The following is a 21,181-nucleotide window of genomic DNA, read 5'->3' as shown; positions in this document are numbered from 1 at the left end:
TTGTTCTCCCTGTCGAGTTGGATGGTGCACCTCAGGCCACAACGATCAAGGTCCGGAGCCGGTTCCTGATCGCGGGACGTATGCTGGCGCGCATGACCGTCCAAGGGGCGATCGAGACCCTGCGCTATCCCGCCAACTCACTGGTGATCGTCACGGGCCTGCCAGGCGCGGGCAAAACGACTCTCCTGCGCCGCCTGTACGGCATGGACGGCACCGAGAGCGTCCCGTTCACGGCGGGCCGGGTGACGGTGATCGACTCCCAGCAGTCGCGTGCCCGATGGACCGGTCGGCTGCGCTGGGCGCCCAAGCCGGTGCGCACCGGCGTGGTGTTCGCCACGCACGTGTGGCGGATCAGGCGCGGCCTGAGCGTGGGCGGTCCCGTGATCGCGCACAACAGGGGCTGCGGGCCCCGCGTGCTGCGAGCGTTCGCGTGGCTGGCCCGGCGTCACCGCGCGGAGCTGCACCTGCTGCTCCTCGACGCGCCACCGGACGTCGCGCTCGCCGGGCAGTACGCCAGGGGCAGGGTCGTGGCGACCACGACCTTCACCCGCCACCGGCGACACTGGCACGCGCTGCTCGGCCAGGTGCGGGCCGGCGATCCGAATCCCGCGAAGGGCGCGCACGTGCTCGACCGCGCGGGCGCCGACCGGCTGACGCGCATCGCCTTCGGCGACCGTCAGGGGTTGGCGCTCTCCGACGGCTGACGGCCCGCGGGCACGGCGGCCTCGCGTTCCTGCCGTAGCAGGAGCTGGTCGAGCTTGGCGTGCAGCGCGGCGAGGTCCTCCTTCACCTCCGCGAGCTCGGCCTGTGTCCGTGCCTCCGCGGTGGACGGCTCGGTGTCGTTCATGGCGTTGACCACGACCGCGATGAACAGGTTGAGCGCGACGAAGGTCGACATCAGGATGTAGGCGATGAAGAACAGCCACGCCCACGGCTTCTCCTTCATCACCTCCTGCGCGACGTTGCCCCAGTCGTCGCCCGTCATGATCTGGAAGAGCGTGAACAGCGATCGGGGCAGCTCGTCGAAACGCTCGGGCACGATCTCGCCGAAGAGCTTGGTGGCGATCACCGCGGCGATGTAGACCATCAGCACCAGCAGGCCGATGATGGAGGCCATCCCCGGCACCGCGGCCAGCAGCGCGCCGACCACACGGCGCATGCTGGGCACCGCCGACACCAGGCGCAGTGCCCTGAGGATGCGCAGCGCCCTCAGCACCGAGGTGGGTCCGGAGGCGGGCACCAGCGCGATCACCACGATCACGGTGTCGAACCAGTTCCACGGGTCGGCGAAGAACTTCCTGCCGTAGGCGTACAGGCGCGCGACGATCTCGGCCGCGAAGATCGCCAGCGCGATCCTGTCGACGGCGTGCAGCAGCCCTCCGGCCCGTTCCATCAGGAAGGAGCTGGTCTCGCAGCCGATCGTCACCGCGTTGACCACGATGACGACGATGATCGCTCGCTGGACGAGCGGAGTCTCGAGGACCACGCGCACGCGTTGCTGAGGCGACAACGGGACCGTTCCCCCAAGGACGAACCAACACCAACCGGTGATCATCGTAGGGGTGCGGGCGAGTGCCGACGATCAAGACCTTTCGGTTCGGCCCCAGACGTTCATCGCGTCGTAGGCCGCGCGCCACTCGTCGCGGTAGGCCGCCTGGATGTGCTCGGGCATGCGGCTGAGGATCAGCGCGGTCCGCTCCTCGCTCGCGCTGTCCAGCACCCATGGCAGGTAGCGGGTGGAGTCGGCGCCGTTCCGCTTGCCGTGCTCCTGACCGAAGGCCTGCCACTGCTCGGGCGTGACGCTCAGGTCGATCACCGCGAGCGCCTCGCTCTCCTCGTGCTTGAGGTGCCCGCCGAGGACGCCGGTCAGGGTGTCGGAAAGGTCGCCGAGCCGTTCGTGACCCGTGTCGGGGTCGGCGATCGCCGCGTCGAAGGCCTCCAGGAGGGGGTCGATGAGCGCGTGCTCGGCCTCCATCGCGGCGAGCAGCGCGAGTTCGTCGGGCCGGTCGGCCAGCGTCCGCTCCATCACGGGCCACAGCAGGTCGTCCTCGGTGGTGTGGTGGACCCGCAGGTAGGCCTTGAACATCTCCCAGCCCACGGCCGCGCCCAGCAGCCGTCCCGGGTCGTCGTCCATGCGGGCGGTGATGCGGGCGATGCGCTCCGCGTCCCGCCGGAGGGCGTCGTGCACCGTGAACATCATCGTCATGTCGAGTTGATACGTCATGCGAGAAAGCTAAAGCGCCATCTCTCCAACTGTCAATATTCCAACTATCAATGCCTGGTACGATTGGAGGGTGACCTCGACCCTGCCTGATCTGCTGAAGCGCTCCCTCGGGAACCTGCTGCGCCAGGTGTCCACGCGGTTCACCGGCGAGTCCCGATGGCGAGAGTTCGTCCTGCTCGACGTGCTGGCCGAGCACGACGGCTGCTCACAGCACGACCTGTCGGAACGGCTCGGCATCAATCGGACGATCATGGTGAAGCTCATCGACGGCCTGGAGGCGCACGGCCACGTCATCAGGACCCGCAACCTCCACAACCGCCGGTCCAACGTGCTGCGACTGACCCCTGCGGGTCGCGAGGCCCTGGCGAGCATGCGCGAGGCCGCCGCCGCCCGCGACACGGAGGTCACCGCGCCCCTGACGCCCGGCGAGCGCGACAGGCTCAACGAACTGCTGACCCTGTTGCTCCCCGAGCCCGCGCAGGTCCAGAGCACCGTGTACCTGATCTCCCAGGCGCACTACCGGCTGCGCAGGCTCGGCGACGCCCTGCTGGCCGAGACCGGGTTGCGGACCAGGCACTTCGGCCCGCTCGCCGCGCTCGACGAGCTCGCGCCGTGCCCGCAGCACCGGCTCGCCGACCACCTGCGGATCACCGAACCCGCCGCGGCCGAAGCCGTCAACGAGCTGGTGAGAGCCGGCCTGGTGGCGCGCGGCAGGGACCCGCACGACCGCCGCCGCTACGCGCTGGAGCTCACCGACCTCGGCAGGCGGCGGCTCGAGGCGGTCAGCGAGGCGCAGATCGCGCTCCAGGCGCGGGTACGCGAGCTCCTCGGCGGCCCCCAGCCCGAGGACGAACTGCGCGAGCTGCTCCAGAAGCTCGTCAGCGACGTCTGACCGTGCTCTGCACCTCGCCGACGGGCACGTCACGAGTGGCGCCCACCTCGACGGGATCGTAGGCGAAGGGCACCACGTCGTCCTCCACCTCGACGGGCCACACCGTGGTGACCGTCAGCACGTACATCTCACGCGGCTGGTCGACGGAGGCGCGCAGGTACCGCACGCCGCAGGTGAACTCGCCGCCCTTCCGGTACGGCCGGCCCGAGGCCCCGCAGTCCTCGCGCACCTCGGCCCGATCCGGCGACGTGCCGGCGTCGATCTTGATGTCCTGGAGCGACGCGGTGACGGTCGCGCTCATGATGCCGGGGATGGACGCGGTGACAGAACGCGTCGCCTGCCCGACCCCGCCCAGCCACACCCAGGTCGGCAGGTTGACGTAACTCTTGGCGTCGGGGTTCAGCCTCACCTGCGGCTCCGGCACCGTCAGCGCGGCCCTGGCGATCTCCACCAGCTCCGCCAGCGTGATGCCCGCCGGGGGCGTCGTGCCGGGCGGCACCCACACGAACTGGTCGAGCCCGCCCCAGCAGGCCCTGCCCCTCGCGTCCGCCTCGTTGTAGGCGGGGGTCCACCAGCGGCCCAGCTGCCCGATCTTGTCCTTGAACTGCTTGAGGAAGGCCTGGAACTGCTCCTCCGTGCCGTCAGGGTTCATCCTGAACCAGTAGGCCCTGACGTCCTCCTGGGTCTTGAGCATCTCGGTGGCGTCCGGGCCCGGCTCGTACCAGCAGGGGCGTTTGAGCTGGTAGCCGTCACCCTTCCCGCCCCTCGCCCCGTTGCCGGTGATCACGATCTTGGAGTTCTCGAGGCGGACGCCCGCCGTACGGCCGTCCTGGAAGCCGTCGCCGCGCGGGCCTCCGGGGTCGAGCAGCAGCAGGCCGGCGACGGCGGCCGAGAGCAGGGGGTTCAACGGGCACACCCTTCCTTGCCGTGTCTGAAGTCCTTGACCCGCCACACGCCGTCCTCGCCCTCGGCGAGCACCATGGCCTGCAGGTAGGCGGCCCGCGTCCACGCGGGTTGGGTGGAGACGGCCGTGCCGCCCCTGCCCTTCAGCACCCTCAGGCGAGTCTCGTCCACACAGGCGCCGACCTCGGCTCCCCCGCCCATGACCGCGGTGACGTTCATCGCGTAGATCCGCGCGGTGCCGCGCACCGACAGGCCGTCGAAGCTCAGCACCCAGTCGACGGCCTCGCGCCCGCCGGGATCGGCCATCCTGGCGAGATAGGAGTCGTCGCCGGTGACGACGGCCTTCCACATTCCCGCGTAGACGTCGGTGAACGCTCTGAGCAGCGCCGCCTGCCGCGGGTCGGTGGTGGCGGGCCGTTCGACGAGCACCTTCGTCCTCGGCCCCACGAGGATCGTCTCGGTCGAGGGGGCGCCGGCGGCCGCGGGAGTGGGCGCGACCGCCTGGCGCGGCGTGAAGGGCCGATCGGCGCCGGCGGCCGCGCAACCGGCGCCGAGCAGGGCGGCGGCGACCACCGGTGCGATCAGCCCTCGCATGCGGATCACGCTAGGTCTCCCTGTCTTCCGGGAGCCATTGATGTGCGCCTTTCGGTATGAATCACGCGGAAGACTCCCTGACCACGTGGATCCGCCATGACGGCAGCAGCTCGTCGATGAGCGCCTCGGTCTCGGGGGCCATGCCGCCGCCGTACGGGTGCGATGCCGACCTGCGGGTCAGGCCCTCGACGACGGCGCGCAGCCGTACCTGGTCGCCGGTGGCGTGCGTGGCGCGCAGCAGGTCGCGCCACAGGCCCTCGTCGTCGGCGGCCAGCAGCAGACCCGCGCGGACCGCGGCCACCGCCGCGTCCGCGTCGCCGTGGGCCAGCCTGACCTCGCACAATCGGTGGGCGGCGTCAGCGACGGCCGCCGCCACGTCGTACTCCAGCTCGTCGGCGGCCAGCCACGCGTACCTGGCGCCCGGCCTGCCGGCCAGCAGCGGACCCCTGACCAGCCCGAGCGCCCTCTCCAGCAGGACCGCCCGCGCGGTCTGGTCGTCGTGTGAGCGCCTGACCAGCTCGCGGAAGAGCACCCAGTCGGTCCGCACGCCGGGGCCGAGCCTGAGCCGTCCCGCCTCGTCGGTGTGCAGGTGCTCCTCGCCGAGCCAGTGCGCGACCCGCGCGATGGTGGCATCACGCACCAGCGCCTGCACGCCGCGCGGCCACAGCACGCCGCCGAGCACGACGGGATGGACGCCTCCCGGATGCGTGGCCAGGTAGACCAGCAGCTCGGTGGCCAGCTCCATCCGCCCCTCCTCCATCGGCTCGGGGCCGCTGACCTCGATGGGGCCGAGCAGCCTGATCTCGACGGCGGGCGGGTGGAGCTCCTCCAGCGGTTCGGGCTCCGGCATGGCCTCGCCCTCGTGGCGCTCGGCCGTGTCGAACAGGTCCAGCAGCGCCTGGTAGTGGCGGCGGGGCAGCAGCTGCGCCGCCACCTCGAAGCCCAGCTCGGGGACGCGGGCGCGGCCGTCCTCGGTGATCTCCACGGTCCAGGTGGCGTGCGGCACCTCCCCCGTGAGCACGAACCCCGCCGTGCCCTTCCTGGCGAGCAACGCCAGGCGCCGGGCCTCCTCCAGGGTGGGCGCGACGGCGCTGAGCAGATAGTGGGCCAGCCTGGACTGGCCGTTGACCCGCCCGGTCAGCACCTCCTGGCGGGGCGCGGCCGCCGTCTCCAGCTCGGGCAGCACCTCCGACAGGCTGCCCACGGACCTGACCCGGCCTGGCGCGATCGTGGTCAACTCCTCGCCGAACCCGACCAGCGTGACGCGCATCTCGTCCGACCACCTGTTGGTGGCCAGCTCGACGGCCAGGGCGGCGAGCGCGGCGGTGGTGTGCGGGCCGCGGATGTTGATCAGGCCGTGGGCGGCCTCCAGGTCGACGAGGACGCGACCGCCGCCGTCGGTGCCCAGCGAGACCAGACCCGGGTACGGCGCGCCGCCCGCCTGCTCCTCCAGGAGCCTGCCCTCGTGGGCGGCCAGCCGCCAGACCTGCCCGCCGTCCTGCGCCTCCCACGGCTCGGGCGCGTCCGCGCTGGGCGGATGGATCCACAGGTCGAGGGTCCTGGCCGACAGGTGAGCGGCGTAGACCGTGGGAGGGACGCGCTTCTGGGCGGCCAGCTCGGCGCCGAGCACGCGCAGACCGATGTCGAGCATGCGGGCGCCTGGCGCGTCGGCCCCCAGGCGAAGCGCCACCTCTGCCTTGGCGGCGTCGTCGCGAGGGCGGGCGATGCGGTGGCCGAAGGCACGGCGCCAGAGCTGGCGGCGCCGCCTGCCCCCGAGGACCACGAGCAGGCCAGCGGCGGCCAGCGACGCGCCCGCGAGGTAGTCGACGAGATCGAGCCCGGGATTCTGCTCGGCGGCGCCGTCCTGGCTTGCGGGCGCGTCCGCCACCGCGCGCCCTGCCTCGGCGCCTGCCTCCCCGGACCTCGCCCCTTCCTCCGGACGCCTTGTCCCCTCCGCGCGTGTGGCTTCTTCCGCGCGCCTGGCTTCTTCAGCGCGCTCGGCCGCCTCCGCACGCTTGGCCGCCTCCGCACGCTTGGCCGCCGCCTCCGCACGGTCGGCCTCCGTACGCTTGGCCTCCTCTGCACGCTTTGTCGCCTCCGCGCGCTTCGCCTCTTGCGCGCGCTTCGCCTCCGCCGCGCGCTTGGCTTCTTCCGCGTGCTTGGCCGCTTCCTCCGCGCGTTTCGCGGAGTCGGAGCGGTGCGACTCCTCGGCCTTCGGGTCCTGGCGAGCCGGGTCGGCCTGCTCCTTCGCCGGGGCGGGCCGAGCGGGCCTGCCAGGCTCCTGGTCCGACGCCGCCGGCGGGCCAGGATGCTCGCGCAGGATCGTCTCTCTCGACTGCCCGGCAGGCACGATGTGCACGTTGACCGCGTCGTCCGGCATGTCCAGCACCCACCCTGGCCTGATCAGGTCGGCCATCCGCAGGCGGGCCCCGTCAGGCTGCTCCTTGTGCTGGTTCAGCCGGAAGATCTCCGGATATCTCCGCCCGTCTCCCAGGCACTTCTCCGCGATCTCCCACAGGCTCTCGTGGTGCCTGCCGTGCGGCGGCTGAACGGTGTAGACCTTCCTCGCCTTGTAGACGGTCGCCTCCTCCTCGAACACCGGCGCCGCGTAAGCCACGGTCGTCATGGCGGGACGCGCGGGCGGCGCGCTCAACCCCGCGATCGGCACGGCCACCGCACCTGCGGTGAACAGCAGCAACACCGCCGACACCAGCCTGTTGGCCAGGGCCTGCGTCGCCCCCGACAGCGGCACGCGGGCGGGCATCCCCACCCTGCGGATGCCGCCGTAGACCTCGACGACGACGCACACGAACAGCTGGAACCACGCCAGCCACACCAGCAGCACCATCAGCGCCACGACCGTGCTGGCGCCCACCTGGCTGGTCACGAGGTCGAGGTCGAGCAGTTCTGGAGAGATCGGCGGGCCCGCCAGCGCCAGCAGCGCGTACGGCACGCCGCCCACGAGCGCGACCAGCACCATGAGCGCGCCCAGCCCAGCGAGGATGTCGCCGGGCGTCCGCTTCGACGGGATCCGCACGGGCGCGGGCCTGGGCCGCTGACCGGCGGGCCTCTTCCCCCCTGCGGGCCGTTGCGAACCGCCCGTGGCCTTCACCGGACGACCCACGGGCGTCGCGGGACCACCCACAGGTCTCACGGGACCACCGGCAGGCGTCGCAGGACCACCCACAGGTCTCACGGGGCCATCGACGGGGGGCGCAGGGCCGCCCGCCTGGCGTGCGGCACCGCCTTCAGGGCGTGCGGGACCGTCCGCGCGCGCGGGTTCTCGCGTCGGCATGGCCTCTCCCTCCTTCACATCCAGCGTCGCCGCCCGCCGCGGGCCGAGCCGGCGAGTGACGCGATTCGGTCTGGCTCAACGGGCGTCAGGCGCGGCGGTGGCCTGCCCCTCCATCTCCGCGCCTGGGAATCCGAGCGCGCCCAGGAAGTACGCCGTCCAGCTCACCCGGACCCATACCGTCACCTGCGTCTGGGCGTCCCCCACCCGGCAGTCGCCGGGCCGTACGTCGTCGGAGGAGTAGGCGTTGACGACCTCCGTGGCCCGCGCGCACACCTCGTCCTGGCCGAGCAGGCGGGCCTGGCCCGTCTGGCGCAGATGTTCCACGTCGATCCGGTCCGCGCCCGCCCTGGCCGCCTGCTCGGCCACGTCGGCCGCCCGCAGCCTGGCGTTGATCGCCGCGCCGCCGTCCACGAGCAGCCCGGCCAGCAGGAACACCACCACGGAGAACAGCACGGTGAACACCGACATCGACCCGCGCTCGCTCAATCGACCCTCCTGAACTGCTCCAGCGGGACGACCGAGGTGCCCGTCATCAGCTTGGAGGCGCCGAAGCCCAGGAACTCCAGGTCGAGTTCGCAGGTGACCGCCGCCTGGACCTGGCCGCCCTCCTCCCACCTGGTGCCCGACAGCGAGACCCGCGGCGCGGCGCACTGCCCCTCCAGCGCCGACCTCGCGCTGTCCTCCGCCGCGCCCTCCGCGTCCGCGAGCGTGCGCTGGACCGAGGCGGCCCGCGCCGCGTCCATGGCCGCGCCGTTCACCTCGCCCTGCGCCTCGACCAGCCGTCCCGCGCCCGCCAGGAACAGCAGGAACAGCAGGAAGACCGGGGCCAGCATCACCGTCTCGACGGCCATCGAGCCTCTGTCGGCGTTCATCCGCAGTCGTCGCCTCCGTTGTCGGGGCGGAAGCACTCCACCGGTCCTCCCGAGGTCGCCGTGATCGTGAACGTCAGGTCGGGGAGCAGCGGGATCACCTGCACGGCACTGCCCGTCACCGTCACCCAGCGCTCGTCGGCTCCTTTGGGTACGGCCGACGCGGCGGCGCCGTCGAGGATGCGGGGGCCGATGGCGCGGGCGACGTCCTCGGCCCTGGAGACGGCCTCGTCCTGCCAGCTCGTCGAGTCGAACGGGGCCGACCTGGCGACCCTCGCCCCTTCCCTGGCGGCGGCGTCGGCCACCTGCCGCCCGTGGAACCACAGCGCGACCTGCACGATGAGGAGGATCACGGCGAGGACGACCGGCATGATGAGCGCCAGCTCCACGACCGTCGCCCCCCGCTGCCCCCTCGCCACACCGGGCGGTGTCTCCCCGTCCGGCGGCCGGCCGACCGCCGAGGCTCCGGCCGTCTCACCACCGGCAGGCCCCGGACCTCCCCGGGAACCGCCGGCCGTCCGACGACCGGTGGCTCCGGGGGAGGTCCGTGGTGGCTGCGTGCCGAGGCCCGGCAGGACGCCGGCCGGCGAACGACCGGCGTCGTGCAGGGACAGGTCGCTGGCGAGGTTCACTCGTTGCCGCCGCCGGAGCCGCCGCCCCCGCCGAAGCTGTTCTGGAGGTCGGCCTGCTTCTGCTCGACCAGCGTCTTGATGAGCGTCGCGAGCCCGAGCGCCACCCCGGCGATGATCGCGGTGATGATCACCCATTCGACGGCGGACGCCCCCCGCGAGGGGGCGGTGCGGGCGCGGTGGAGGCGGACCCCGAGGTACGCCGTCAGGTACACGATCCATGGGTGGTTCATCAGGACCCCAACATCTTCATAGCGGCGGGAAAACTGAGAAAGATCACGAACCCGGCGCACAGCAGGAGCTGGGCGACGAGCATGGACTGGGACCGCTCCCCCGCCCGCCCCTCGATCTCGGCGAGTTCGCGGCGGCGCAGGGTGGCGGCGCGGGCGGTCAGCGAGGCGCGCACCTTCGCGCCGTCGTCGGCGACGAGGCCGAGCGCCGCCGACAGATCGCGCAGCTCGTCGACGTTGATCTCCTCGCCGAGCTGGCCGAGCGCCTGCCATGGGGTGATGCCGACGATCCTCGCCCCGCTGAGCGCCTCCCTGATGCGGGACATCGCCCAGTTCGGGGAGTCTCCGCTCACCGAGACGGCCATCATGAGCGCCTCGGGCACGCCGCGCCCGCCCGCCAGGTTCATGGCGACCAGATCGAGGAACGCACCGACGACGTGGCGGAAGTCGCGCCTTTTCGCCGCCGCGTCCCGCCTGATCTGCAGGTCGGGCAGGAGGAAGAACACCAGCGACACGGCCAGCGCCGCCCAGAACGGGATGGTGAGCGACACGCCCCACTCCATCAGCACCAGCCATCCGGCCAGCACGGGGAAGGCGAGCAGTCCCGAGGCGGCGAGGAGCGCCTTGGTGGCCAGGAACCCCTCGAACGAGCGTCCGACGAGCGCGAGATCGGCCTTGATGGAGCGGACCTCCCAGCCTCTCGCGGCGTAGAGCCTGGCGAGCCGTACGCCGAGGCCGCGTCTGAACGCGCTGACCTCCTCGTCGGGGAGGACCAGCTGGAGGCGCGGGGCGTCGGCGTCCTGCCTGGCGGCGTCGAGCGCCATGAGGCGGGCGACGAGCCCGGGACGGGCAGGGAAGAGCGCCCGCATCAGGAGGAAGATCCCGAGCCCCAGGACCCCTCCTGCCAGCACACCCTCAACCATCGGGCCCTCCCTTCCCGTACGGCGAGCCCGGCCGGCCGGCGGAACGGATGACCGGCCGGTGGGCGCTTGCCTGTTCGGCCGCCATGAGGGGCGGGCGGACCGTGTGCCCGTGCCACGCGGGGGCGAGCGGCAGGCGGAGCGGCTCATGCATGGGGTGCTCCGGGGGGTTGGGGGAGGTCGAGGGCGAGCAGGCGGGTCGGCTTGTCGAAGCGGGCCAGCCGTCGCATCCACGCGAATCCCGCGCCGAACAGCCCCGCCACCACCACGAGGACGGCCTGCCCGAGCCACGACCGGTACTCGGCCACGTAGGAGGGGTTGAACACCACGAGCGCCGCCGCGAAGCCGAGCGCGGTGAGCACGACGATCTGCACGGATCTGCGGGTGGATCGGCGTTCCGCTTCGACGCGGCGGCGCATGTCCAGTTCCTCCCTGGCCGAGACCGCCAGCGCCCCGAGCACGTCCCGCAGTCCGGGCCCGCGCAGCCTGGCGTTGAGGATGAGGGCGGCGACGACCAGGTCGGCGGAGGGGTCGTCGAGCTCGTCGGCGAACAGCCGCAGGGCGTCGGGCAGCGCCATCCTGGTGTGGAGCCGGTCGACCATGGCCCGCAGGTGCGGGCGCAGCGTCGGCGCGGCGGCGCGGATCGACGAGGGGATGGCCTGTTCCAGGCCCGCCGCGCCCGCGATCGTGTCGCGCAACGACTCGGTCCACGCGGCGAGGCCTTCGAGACGGGCCATGGCCGCCCGTTCGGAGGCCGCCCCGCCGGACAGCCCGCGCCAGGCGAAGACGAGGAGCGCGGCGCCGACCGCCATCACCGGCCACTGGGTCACGGCGAGGATGAGCGTGGCGAGGACGGCCGCCACCGCCGTGCGCGTGGAGAGCGTCCTGAGCAGTCGGCGAGGCGCCGAGGCGGGGCGGGGGCGCGTGCCGTGAAGGGAGAGGAAGAGCAGGAAGAGGCCGCCTCCTGCGGCGGCGCCCGCGAGCATGGCGAGGGGGTCGACGCCGATCATCACCAGCCTCCGGGGACGTAGCCGTGCGGGGTGAGCTCGTCGAGGCAGGAGACGGGCGCGTGCGGCACGGCGGCGCCGTCGGGCCCGGGCGCGAAGACCTCGCTGGACAGGACGCGTCCGTCGACGCCGTTCACCTCCCTGACGCTGGAGACGAAGCGGCGCAGCGTGCCGCCCGAGGCGTAGTCGTTGCGCTTCTCGATGAAGACGACGAAGTCGATGGCACCGGCGATGAGCATGTGGGTGGCGTCGACGGGCAGTCGCTCGGCGGCCTGCAGCGCGTAGGTGGAGATGCGGTTGAAGACCTCCATGCTGGAGTTGGCGTGGATGGTGGACAGGGAGCCGTCGTTGCCCTGGGTCATGGCGTTGAGCATGGTGACGATCTCGTCGCCGAGGACCTCGCCGACGATCACGCGGGACGGGTTCATGCGCAGCGATCTGCGCACCAGTTCGGCCATGGTGATCTCGCCCTGCCCCTCGGAGTTGGGCAGGCGCTGCTCGAAGGCGACGACGTTCGGGTGCAGCTCGGGGAACTGGTCGAGCCCGAGTTCGAGCGCCCGCTCGACGGTGATCAGCCGCTCGGCGGCGGGGATCTCGTTGGCCAGCGCCCGCAGCAGCGTCGTCTTGCCTGCGTTGGTGGACCCGGCGATCATGATGTTCTTGCGGGCGGAGACGGCGGCGCCGAGGAAGCGGGCCAGGTTCGGGGTCAGCGTGCCGTTGCCCACCAGATCGGACAGGAAGACCTTGCCGAGCCTGGCGCGGCGGATCGACACGGCGGGTCTGACCGTCACGTCCATGACGGCGGACAGCCGGGAGCCGTCGGGCAGGCGCAGGTCGAGTTGCGGATTGGCGGTGTCGAACGGCCTGCTGGACAGGCCCGAGTAGGCGGCCAGGATCTGGATGAGCTCGATCAGCTCCTCGTCGGACTCGGCGACGGGCTCGTGGGTGAGCTCCTGGCCGTCGGCGTAGCCGACGAAGACGCGGTCGCAGCCGTTGATGTCGATGTTCTCGACGTCGGTGTCGTCGAGCAGCGGCTGGAGGCGGCCGACGCCGAACAGCGCGGCGTGGATCCCTGCGGCGAGTGCCTCCTCCTCTTCGAGCGTCGGCGGCGTACGGCCTGAGCCGATCTCGCCGCGCGCGAACTCCTCCAGCACCTGGGAGATCAGCGCCCTGGCGAACTGCCGCTCGTCCTCGCCGGTCATCGCGGGCATGCCGTTGGCCTGGTCGAGGCGGCGCTGGTGGGCCAGGCGGTCGCCGACCTCCTGCCGGAAGCGCTTCACCAGCGAGTGGTCGAGTGTCATGACACCCTCACCTGGGAGGACAGGCGCCCTGCGAGCTCGCGGGCCGTACGGATGAGCAGGGAGCGGTCGAGCCGTCCTCCCCACTGGCCGCGCAGCAGTTCGGCTCCCTTGGGGTCGTGCGCGAGTCCCGCCACGAACGCCGCCTGGCCGCCCACGATCCTGCGCACCTCGTCGACGGAGGCGCGGTAGGTGCGCGGGTCGGCGATCACGACCACCGCGACCTGCGGACCCTTGGGGAGGAGGGCGAGGCGTTCGCGCAGGTGGGCGACGTGGTCGAGGCTGGCCCTCGTGAACAGCGCGAGCAGTTCGGCCTCCGCGATCAGCTCGCTCACCTGCGGGTGTGCGCCGAGTCTGCCGCAGTCGGCCAGCACGTCCGCGTGCGGCAGGCCGGACAGCGCGCGGCCGAGCGGTCCCCATATCCAGGTGAGGCCGGCCGCCTGCTCGCCGTGGGTCAGCCCGGCCAGGACGTCGAGCCCGCCGATGATCTTCTGGGTGTGCTCGTGGATCTGGGCCGGTTCGAGCCCGCGCCTGGCGGTCGCGCCCAGCGTGAGCAGTCCCCTGCCGGGGTTGAGCATGCCGCCGTCCATGGCGGGCAGCCGGTAGGCGAGGTCGCCTCCGGCGGGGTCGCATTCGGCCAGCAGGACGGCACGCGGCCAGACGGCGCCGAGCGCGGTCGCCGCGGTGGTGACGCCCGGCGCGCCCTTGTCGGCGGCCAGCACGATCAGCGCCACGTCAGCGCGCTCCCGGCAGCTCGGCCACCGCGATCTCGCCGCTGGAGGCGTGGGCGGCGATCTGCGGCGACACCGTCGCGTCGACGATCACCGTGATCAGGCCCGCCGAGCCGGAGCGGGTGGGCTCGCCCACGATGTGGACCAGGGCGTTGGGCGCCAGCACCCTGCTCTGCGCGGTCGCCGACCGTCCAGGCACGTGGATGACCTGCACACGGTCGCCTTCCTTCAGGCCGGCGGGCGCCTGGCCAGGTTTGAGCGCGAGCCCGACCTTGGCCTTGCCCGGGCCGAGCTCCTTGCTGGCGGTGACGGTCATCTCGTCGGTGAGGAGGGTGCCGGGCAGGAGGGTCACGCTCGCGTACGTCTCGATCACCGCGAATCGCCGCGACCACGCCACATATCCGATGCCGGTATCGGCTATCTGCACCTCTTCCAGCGCATTGGGAGAGATCTTCTGACCCGCCCCGATCTGTTGCACGACCCTGATCGCGGAAATGCGGTCGCCGCTCCGCATGACCAGCAATGTGGTGGCCAGCGCGCCACCGAGAATGAGGAGAACGGCAAGCGCGGCGAGCGCGGGTTTCCGCTCGCGTGGCGGCACGGGGAGCTTGCGGGACGCGCTGCTGGAGAGCACGCCTGCGGGCCCCGCCGCGTTGACGGCGGGCTTTTCGCTGGTCCTCATAGGTGGGGGGCTCCCATGATGAATTTTCGGGAATTCAGGCCATTATGTGCATCTACCGGCCTGGCGCGGGGCCCGAATGCGATGAACAATGCTCGTTTCGCAGGTAGGAGGCTGTCAACTAGACCCGTTAATTAAAGCTGCTTGAAATGCCCACCTATTTAGTGATAGCAACCACATTCGCCTCAGAATTCACAGATTCGTCACCTGAACCTGTTCAAACCATGCGATGCTTGGTGGCATGGGCAGGCTCCGCGGGCTCTTGGCCCGGCTCCGTCGTCGCTGGGTCTCGCGTGTCGCGGGCGCTCCTGCCACCTCGCGGGTGGTCGGCGGCCTGCACCGGGCGGCGTCCAACCTGGTGGAGGTGACCGCCGAGGTGAACGCTTACGCCGGGCTGCTGGAGGAGAAGGCCGAGGAGCTGAGGGACCGCACGCGCGCCTACCAGCAACCCCCTTCCTGACACGACAGCCCCCCTTTCACGCCCCAGGAATCTCTCGCGCCGACGCCATGCGGTCAGGCGCCCTCCAGGAACGATCACCGGCGGCCCGCCCGGGCGCGGCGATCCATGCCGGTGTCGTCATCCGGGCGGCGCGCACGCCGGTCAACGGTTAGCGTGGCGGCCGGTCCGACCCCGAGGAGACGGCACATGCGGATCATGCTCACCGTGCTCGACGAGCGCGGCGACCGTGACGTCGTGATCGAGGGCGACGAGGCCACCACGGTCGCCGGGGTGGCCGAGGCCCTCACGGAGCCGCCGGGGGAGCCGCTGGCGAAGGTGGTCCGGCTGTCCAGGAGCCGCGCGCCGTACGGCCTCGGCGGCCCGCCCCGCGTCCCCCGGCAGCGCGGCGAGGCGCGCGCGGCCGCGCCCCCGGCGGGCGAGGACGCGTGGGCGACGGGCACGGGGCTCGGGTTCGAGGGACCGACGGTGTGGCGCGACGGCAAGCCCGTCGACCCGCGAGCACCCGCGCGAGCCGTCCTGCGCAACGGCGACACGATCACCCTGAGCCCCGGGCTGGCCGGGCTCACCGTCGTCGCCGAGCCCGGCGGGGTCGCCGAGGTCAGGGTCGTGGGCGGTCCTGACGCGGGCTCCGTCCACCGCCTGGGCCTGGGCGTCCATGTGATCGGCGCCGACCCCACGTGCGCGATGGCCGTACGGGACGCCGCTCTGGCGCCCGAGGCCGCGATCGTCAGGGTCACCCCCGCCGCGATCACCGTCGAACCGCCACCGGCCAGGACTCAGGAGCCGCCGAGGAAGAAGGCGAAGGGCAGGTACGCCGAGGAACTCGACGAGCTGGCGCTGCGGGACACGCCTGCGACGGGCGAGCCGCCCGAGATCCTCCTGGACGGCGAGCCCGTCACCGCTCCCGCCGACTGGCCGGAGCACGCCCTCCTCACCGCCGGGTCCTCCCTCTTCACGCTGACCGCGATCGAGCCGGCCGACGCCCATCTGGCGCCCCGGCCGGACGGCGGCCTGGCCTACAACCGCCCGCCCCGGCTGAAGCGGCCCGGCACCGCGCGCAGGTTCGAGGTCCCGCAGGAGCCCAGGCGCGCGGAGACGACACGGCTGCAGCTGCTGGCCGCCTTCCTTCCCGCCGTGCTCGGCGTGACGATGATGCTCGTCACCGGCCAGTGGTACTACCTGCTCATCGCGCTCATGACGCCGCTCATCATGGTCGGCCAGTGGTGGAGCGACCGGCGTCACGGGCGCAGGCAGCACAAGCGCTCGACCAGGAAGTACAGGGAGGACCTGGCCCTCTTCCACGAGGAGGTCGAGCGGGCCCGCAGGAGCGACCAGCGGGCCAGGAGGGCGGCGGCCCCCGACCCCGCCGAGGTGCTGCTGACCGCGACGGGACCGCGCAGGCGGCTGTGGGAGCGCAGGATCCACGATCCAGACGCGCTCAGGCTCCGCGTCGGGCTCGCCGACCTGCCTGCCGAGCTGGAGTTCGACGTGCCGTACGAGGCTCCGGTCTGCGAGAAGGTGCCGGTGGCGCTGCCGATGCGCAGGCTGGGCGTGGCGGGTGTCACGGGCCCGCGCGAGGAGGCCGCGGGCCTGGTGTCGTGGCTGGTCGCCCAGGCCGCCGCGCTGCACAGCCCGCGCGACCTGGCGATCGTGGTGATCTCGGCGAGCGCCGACGCTCGAGAGCGGTGGGGCTGGGTGCGCTGGTTGCCGCACTGCGTGCCCCACAGGGGCGAGGACTGCGTGGCGCTGGTCGGCGCCGACCCCGAGTCGGCGGGCAGGCGGGTGGCGGAGCTGACCGCGCTGATCGACGAGCGGCTCAACACCTCGATCCCCGAGTTCGGGAAGGTTCCGACCGGCTGGGACGACCTGGGCGGCCCCGAGACGGCCGACGGGCGGCCCTCCTACGACGAGCGGCCCTTCGACGTGCTGGTGGTGCTCGACGGCGCGCAGGTGCTGCGCGGCCTGCCCGGCATGCCGCAGGTGCTGCGTCAGGGCCCGCGCGCGGGCGTCTACACCCTCGCCGTCGACGAGGAGCAGCGGCTCCTGCCCGAGGAGTGCGAGACCGTGGCCGCCTGCGGCCTCGACGGCCTGGTACGGCTGCGCGGCGGCGGCCTCGACGCGCTCGGCGCCGCGATCGCCGACCGGGTGCCGCCGTCGTGGTGCGAACGCCTGGCCAGGGCGCTGTCGCCGCTTCTCGACGTCTCCCGCGAAGACGCCTCGGGCAGCCTGCCCGAGGCCGTACGCCTGCTCGACCTGCTGCACCCGCCCGTCCAGTGGAACGCTCCGAGCACCGAGGCGGTGCTGGGGGTCGGCCCCGACGGCCCGTTCACCGTCGACCTCGCCAAGGACGGCCCGCACGCGCTGATCGCCGGCACGACGGGCGCGGGCAAGTCTGAGCTGCTCCAGACCCTCATCTGCGCGCTGGCCGCCAGGAACAGGCCGGACCAGCTCACGTTCGTGCTGATCGACTACAAGGGCGGGGCGGCTTTCAAGGACTGCGCCAGGCTCCCGCACACCGTCGGCATGGTCAGCGACCTCGACGGGCACCTCACCCAGCGCGCTCTCACCTCGCTCGCCGCCGAGATCAGGCGCAGGGAACGGCTGCTGCTGGAGGCGGGTGCCAAGGACCTCGACGAGTACGAGGGCACGCTCCCGCGCCTGGTGCTGGTCATCGACGAGTTCGCCGCGCTGGTCGCCGAGCTGCCCGACTTCGTGGCGGGGCTCGTCGACATCGCGCGCAGAGGGCGTTCGCTCGGCATCCACCTGATCCTGGCCACCCAGCGGCCCGCCGGCGTGGTGACGGCCGACATCCAGGCGAACACCTCGCTGCGGATCGCGCTCAGGGTGACGGAGGCGGCGGAGTCGGCCGACGTGATCGACGTCCCCGACGCCGCGCACATCTCCAAGGCGACGCCCGGCCGGTGTTACGTCAGGTCGGGCGCGGGGGCGGCGGTTGCCGTACAGGCGGCGAGGGTGGGCGGACGCGGCTCCGGCGCGCGGGCGCGGCTGCGGACCGTGGAGCTGGGCTGGGCCGCTCTCGGCAGGCCGCTGCCGCCCCCGCCCGAGGCCGCCGAAGGGCCGGCGATCACCGATCTGGCGATCCTGGCCGACACGATCGCAGCGGCGGCGCAACGGGCTGATGTGCCCGAGCAGCCGAGCCCGTGGCTGCCGCCGCTGCCCGCGCAGGTCGTCCTCGACCCGCCCGAGGGCCTGACGTTCGGGGTGACCGACCTGCCGTGGGCGCAGGAGAGGCGGCCGCTGACGCTCGACCTCGAACGGGGCGGTCACCTGCTGATCGCGGGCGCGGCGCGCAGCGGCAGGTCCACGGCGCTGCGCACGATCGCGGGCGCCATCGCCGCCGCGCGCTCGCCCGCCGACGTGCACCTGCACGCGATCGACTGCGGCTCGGGCGCGCTGCTGCCGCTGGTCGCGCTGCCGCACTGCGGCGCGGTCGTCACGCGCGACCAGCTCGACAGGGTCGAGCGGCTGCTCACGAGGCTGCGCGAGGAGGTCGGGCGCAGGCAGCAGCTCCTGGCCGAGGCGGGACACGCCTCGCTGGCCGAGTACCGTGCGGCGGGTCACCGGCTGCCGTGGCTGGTGCTGATGCTCGACAGGTGGGAGGGCTACGTCGCCGCGTTCGAGGGCTACGACTACGGTCGGCTCACCGAGGCGCTGCTCCAGCTGCTGAGGGAGGGCCCCGCCGTGGGGTTGCGCGCGGTGGTGACGGGCGACCGCTCGGCCCTGCTCGGCCAGGTGTCCACGGTCTTCGACGAGCGGCTCGTCCTCCGCCTCGCCGATCCCGCCGACTACGGCCTGGCCGGGCTGCCGGTGAAGGAACTGCCCGCCTCGATGCCGCAGGGCCGCGCGCTGTCGATCAGGGAGCAGGGCGTCGTGGAGAGCCAGATCGCGCTGCTCGACCCCGACCCGTCCGGCCCCGCCCAGGTGGCCGCGCTGCAGGCGCTGGCCCGCACCCGCGAAGCCGCGGGTGAGCGGCCGCTGCGCGTCGACGCGCTCCCGATGCGCATGACCGCGGGCCAGGCCCTGGAGCTCGGGCCCGCGCCGAAGGGCCCGCTGTGGGCGCTGCTCGGCGTGGGCGGCGACGCGCTGGCTCCCGTGGGCGTCGACCTGCTCGCCCACGGGCCGGGTGCCGTCATCGCGGGGCCGCCGAGGTCGGGCCGTTCCTCGGCGCTGCTGACCGCCGCGCGGTCCCTGATCGCCTACGGCACGCCGGTCGTCGCCGTCGTCCCCCGCCGCAGCCCGCTTCGAGATCTGCGGGGCGCGCTCGCGATCCTCGACGGCAACGCCGCGGGCCTGCGCGAGCTGCTCGACGGCCGCGAGCGCTACGTCCTGGTCGTGGACGACGCCGAGCTGATCAACCCCGACTCGCCGCTCGGCCTGCTCATGGAGGAGACGCTCAGAACCGGCAGGGACGGCGAACACGGCCTGATCATCGCGGGCGCGACCGGCGACCTGGCGACCGCCTACCGCGGCTTCGTCGCCGAGGCGCGCAAGTCGCGCACGGGGCTGCTGCTGTCGGTGCAGAGTCCCGCGGACGGCGACCTGTTCACCGTACGGCTGCCGCGTGGCGCGGTCGGCGGGCCGCCGGGGCGGGGGCTGCTGGTGACGCTCGGCGCCGTGACCCCCGTCCAGGCGGCCCTGCCCGACTAGGCCTGGCCCAGCGTGTGGTCGGTGACGGTGCCGTCTGCGCCGCCCCAGACGTCCTCTTCCTCGAGCAGCCAGGTCGAGTGATCGTTCTTCCGTTCCTCCTGGCCGCCGGGAGGGGCGCCGCCCATCGGCACCATCGGCATGCCCATGCCGGACCCGTTGGCGCTCCGCGCGCCGGCCTGGGTGGCCGTCCCGTAGCCGCCGGACCCTGCGCCCGTGACGACGCCGGTGCCCGTGCCGTGGCCGGAGTTCGTGCCGGTGTTAGTACCGGTGTTCGTGCCGGTGTTCGTGCCGGTGTTCGTGCCGGTCGGCAGCCCGGTTCTGGCGTCGATGGACTGGTTGTTCGGCAGGTTGTCGACATTCGGCTGGTGGAAGTCGGCCAACTTGGTGGTACGCGCGTCAGGATTGTTCATACCGGAAGTGGGGTCGCCGGGAAACCTCGGGTTGTTCACTCCGCTGCCGCCCGGAGGGTTGTGGGGGTTCTGTGAGCCGTCGCCGCCGGTGCCGGGGATGTCAGGGAACCTGGTCCCGTTGCCGCCGGTGCCGTTGTCTCCTCGCCCGGTTCCGCCCGAGCCCGTGCCGCCCTGGCCGGTGTCGCCGGGGAAAGTGCCGTCCGGCCACTTCCCGGACAGGTCGCCGTTCCCCGTCCCGTAGCCGCCGGTGTTCGGGTCGTAGGAAGTGGGGACGAAGGGGGGCGTCTTCGTTCCTCCCGGGGGGATCGTGGGCATGGTGATCCGAGGGGGAGGCGTGTTGGACGGCCCGATGTCAGGAAGGTCCTCGCGCACCTCCTCGGGCAGGAGATTGTGAACCTTCTGAAGCTGGTCGTTGATCACCTGCAGATTGCGTTTGGCCCGATCCCTGTCGGACTCGATGAAGTCCCCTCCGTCGAAGGTGATGTCCCAGAGGCCGTCGTCCCACGACTGACCGTCATCCCAGCCGGCGAAGCCCTTGCCGTTGTCCGGCATGTTGCCCATGACCGACTGGCTGATCTGCTCCATGGCCGTCCCCACGGCAGAGGTCTTGACGGAGAGATCCCTCACGGTGATGTACAGCGCCCGCAGGGCCTGCTGCGCCTCCACGGACGGCTTGTCGCCCCAGACCTTCGCCATCGCGAAGGCCGCGTCCGAGATCACCGTCAGGGTGTCCGACAGGAGCTTGCTCGCGTTCTTGTAGGCGGTGGCCGCCTTGTCGACGCTGCGGCGGGCGTCCGGCGCGCTCAGCCCGCTCATCACCGCCGAGGCCTGCGCGACCGACGGCGTGTCCTTCAAGTTAAAATCGGCTGCGACCTTGACCGGGTACTGCTTCGACTTGATGTCCATCAGACGCTCTTCGTGCCCGTGTTGATCTGCTCGGTCCCGTTGTAGACACCCGCGCCCGCGTTGACGAGCGACAGGGCTGTGCCGTACTTCAAGTTGATCTCGCCGTAGACGTGCATGATGAAGCGATGCGCCTCGGAGATGGTGTCGAACACGGCATCACCGGCCTCCCAACCCTGGTTCGGCGCGGGATGGGTCACCATGCCGCGGGAGGTGAGATCCTGCATGGAGCCGATCTCCATTCCCGTCAGGCGTTCGAGGCCGTCGTTCAGCGCCTTCGCGATGCCTTTGAGCTTGTCAGCGCTGTACTCGATCTCCCCCGGTTTCGGGTCAAGGCCGGGCCACCTGTGCTCGATTGGCACCGGGTCTCTTGGCTCTGCCATTCGCTCACCTCCGTCATCGTGATCTCGACTGTAGTGGAACCTGACCAAGCCGTGTGGAAGTTGGACATAAGGCTCCTATGCTGGCC

20 protein-coding genes are annotated in these 21,181 nt (G+C 72.2%); 4 read left to right on the top strand and 16 right to left on the bottom strand.

Annotated elements, in window-relative coordinates:
• The first annotated feature begins 92 nt into the window (after positions 1-92).
• Positions 93-704 (top strand): AAA family ATPase, encoded by a 612-nt coding sequence (locus ACFSKW_RS08935; RefSeq protein WP_379571074.1) that lies wholly within the window; start codon positions 93-95, stop codon positions 702-704.
• Here ACFSKW_RS08935 and ACFSKW_RS08930 read toward each other — a convergent pair.
• Positions 677-1,486 (bottom strand): ion transporter, encoded by an 810-nt coding sequence (locus tag ACFSKW_RS08930; RefSeq protein ID WP_379571072.1) that lies wholly within the window; start codon positions 1,484-1,486, stop codon positions 677-679. The genes ACFSKW_RS08935 and ACFSKW_RS08930 overlap by 28 nt on opposite strands.
• Positions 1,487-1,582: 96 nt before the next feature.
• Positions 1,583-2,224 (bottom strand): hemerythrin domain-containing protein, encoded by a 642-nt coding sequence (locus tag ACFSKW_RS08925; protein WP_379571070.1) that lies wholly within the window; start codon positions 2,222-2,224, stop codon positions 1,583-1,585.
• A gap of 70 nt (positions 2,225-2,294) precedes the next feature.
• Between ACFSKW_RS08925 and ACFSKW_RS08920 the strand changes: the two genes are divergently transcribed.
• Positions 2,295-3,116, top strand: a complete 822-nt coding sequence (locus ACFSKW_RS08920) for a MarR family winged helix-turn-helix transcriptional regulator (RefSeq protein WP_379571068.1) — start codon at positions 2,295-2,297, stop codon at positions 3,114-3,116.
• On the opposite strand, the gene ACFSKW_RS08915 is transcribed toward ACFSKW_RS08920, so the two are convergent.
• The 12 genes from ACFSKW_RS08915 to ACFSKW_RS08860 all read right to left on the bottom strand — a co-directional run bounded on the left by ACFSKW_RS08915 (position 3,103) and on the right by ACFSKW_RS08860 (position 14,274).
• Entirely contained in the window at positions 3,103-4,023 is a 921-nt protein-coding gene (locus ACFSKW_RS08915) for a hypothetical protein (protein WP_379571066.1), read from the bottom strand. The two genes, ACFSKW_RS08920 and ACFSKW_RS08915, sit on opposite strands and share 14 nt — an antisense overlap.
• Positions 4,020-4,622 carry a hypothetical protein gene (locus ACFSKW_RS08910; protein ID WP_379571064.1) on the bottom strand — a complete coding sequence of 201 codons (603 nt, stop codon included), beginning with the start codon at positions 4,620-4,622 and terminating at the stop codon, positions 4,020-4,022. The genes ACFSKW_RS08915 and ACFSKW_RS08910 overlap by 4 nt, the downstream gene beginning before the upstream one ends.
• 52 nt (positions 4,623-4,674) lie before the next feature.
• Complete coding sequence (locus ACFSKW_RS08905) at positions 4,675-7,650, bottom strand: BTAD domain-containing putative transcriptional regulator (protein ID WP_379571062.1); 2,976 nt, start codon at positions 7,648-7,650, stop codon at positions 4,675-4,677.
• 333 nt (positions 7,651-7,983) lie between these two features.
• Positions 7,984-8,394: a flp pilus-assembly TadE/G-like family protein gene (locus ACFSKW_RS08900; protein ID WP_379571060.1), complete on the bottom strand. Its 411-nt coding sequence runs from the start codon at positions 8,392-8,394 to the stop codon at positions 7,984-7,986.
• The gene (locus tag ACFSKW_RS08895) at positions 8,391-8,780 is read right to left on the bottom strand and encodes a TadE/TadG family type IV pilus assembly protein (RefSeq protein WP_379571058.1); all 390 of its coding nucleotides are present in this window, start codon (positions 8,778-8,780) and stop codon (positions 8,391-8,393) included. The genes ACFSKW_RS08900 and ACFSKW_RS08895 overlap by 4 nt, the downstream gene beginning before the upstream one ends.
• Entirely contained in the window at positions 8,777-9,196 is a 420-nt protein-coding gene (locus ACFSKW_RS08890) for a TadE/TadG family type IV pilus assembly protein (RefSeq protein ID WP_379571056.1), read from the bottom strand. Before ACFSKW_RS08890 ends, ACFSKW_RS08895 begins: the two co-directional genes overlap by 4 nt.
• 209 nt (positions 9,197-9,405) lie before the next feature.
• Positions 9,406-9,639, bottom strand: coding sequence for a hypothetical protein (locus ACFSKW_RS08885; protein ID WP_379571054.1), 234 nt, complete (start codon positions 9,637-9,639; stop codon positions 9,406-9,408).
• Positions 9,639-10,559 (bottom strand): type II secretion system F family protein, encoded by a 921-nt coding sequence (locus tag ACFSKW_RS08880; protein WP_379571052.1) that lies wholly within the window; start codon positions 10,557-10,559, stop codon positions 9,639-9,641. Before ACFSKW_RS08880 ends, ACFSKW_RS08885 begins: the two co-directional genes overlap by 1 nt.
• Positions 10,560-10,702: 143 nt before the next feature.
• Positions 10,703-11,566: a type II secretion system F family protein gene (locus ACFSKW_RS08875; protein ID WP_379571050.1), complete on the bottom strand. Its 864-nt coding sequence runs from the start codon at positions 11,564-11,566 to the stop codon at positions 10,703-10,705.
• On the bottom strand, positions 11,566-12,864 hold the full coding sequence (locus ACFSKW_RS08870; protein WP_379571048.1) for a CpaF family protein: 1,299 nt from the start codon (positions 12,862-12,864) through the stop codon (positions 11,566-11,568). The genes ACFSKW_RS08875 and ACFSKW_RS08870 overlap by 1 nt, the downstream gene beginning before the upstream one ends.
• On the bottom strand, positions 12,861-13,595 hold the full coding sequence (locus ACFSKW_RS08865; RefSeq protein WP_379571046.1) for a hypothetical protein: 735 nt from the start codon (positions 13,593-13,595) through the stop codon (positions 12,861-12,863). The genes ACFSKW_RS08870 and ACFSKW_RS08865 overlap by 4 nt, the downstream gene beginning before the upstream one ends.
• A 1-nt stretch (position 13,596) precedes the next feature.
• Positions 13,597-14,274, bottom strand: a complete 678-nt coding sequence (locus tag ACFSKW_RS08860) for a hypothetical protein (protein ID WP_379571044.1) — start codon at positions 14,272-14,274, stop codon at positions 13,597-13,599.
• Between the two features lie 238 nt (positions 14,275-14,512).
• Between ACFSKW_RS08860 and ACFSKW_RS08855 the strand changes: the two genes are divergently transcribed.
• Together ACFSKW_RS08855 and ACFSKW_RS08850 are read left to right on the top strand one after the other, a co-directional pair.
• On the top strand, positions 14,513-14,731 hold the full coding sequence (locus ACFSKW_RS08855; RefSeq protein ID WP_379571043.1) for a hypothetical protein: 219 nt from the start codon (positions 14,513-14,515) through the stop codon (positions 14,729-14,731).
• Between the two features lie 186 nt (positions 14,732-14,917).
• Positions 14,918-19,399 (top strand): FtsK/SpoIIIE domain-containing protein, encoded by a 4,482-nt coding sequence (locus ACFSKW_RS08850; RefSeq protein WP_379571041.1) that lies wholly within the window; start codon positions 14,918-14,920, stop codon positions 19,397-19,399.
• Here ACFSKW_RS08850 and ACFSKW_RS08845 read toward each other — a convergent pair.
• Together ACFSKW_RS08845 and ACFSKW_RS08840 are read right to left on the bottom strand one after the other, a co-directional pair.
• Entirely contained in the window at positions 19,396-20,715 is a 1,320-nt protein-coding gene (locus ACFSKW_RS08845) for a hypothetical protein (protein WP_379571039.1), read from the bottom strand. The genes ACFSKW_RS08850 and ACFSKW_RS08845 overlap by 4 nt on opposite strands.
• On the bottom strand, positions 20,715-21,074 hold the full coding sequence (locus ACFSKW_RS08840; RefSeq protein ID WP_379571037.1) for a hypothetical protein: 360 nt from the start codon (positions 21,072-21,074) through the stop codon (positions 20,715-20,717). Before ACFSKW_RS08840 ends, ACFSKW_RS08845 begins: the two co-directional genes overlap by 1 nt.
• Positions 21,075-21,181: the final 107 nt, after the last annotated feature.

Origin of the sequence: Nonomuraea mangrovi (assembly GCF_042681425.1) — a bacterium.
GTDB classification, from domain to species: domain Bacteria; phylum Actinomycetota; class Actinomycetes; order Streptosporangiales; family Streptosporangiaceae; genus Nonomuraea; species Nonomuraea mangrovi.
Note: the sequence above shows the minus strand (reverse complement) of the source record. Positions and strands in the feature narration are given on the sequence as shown.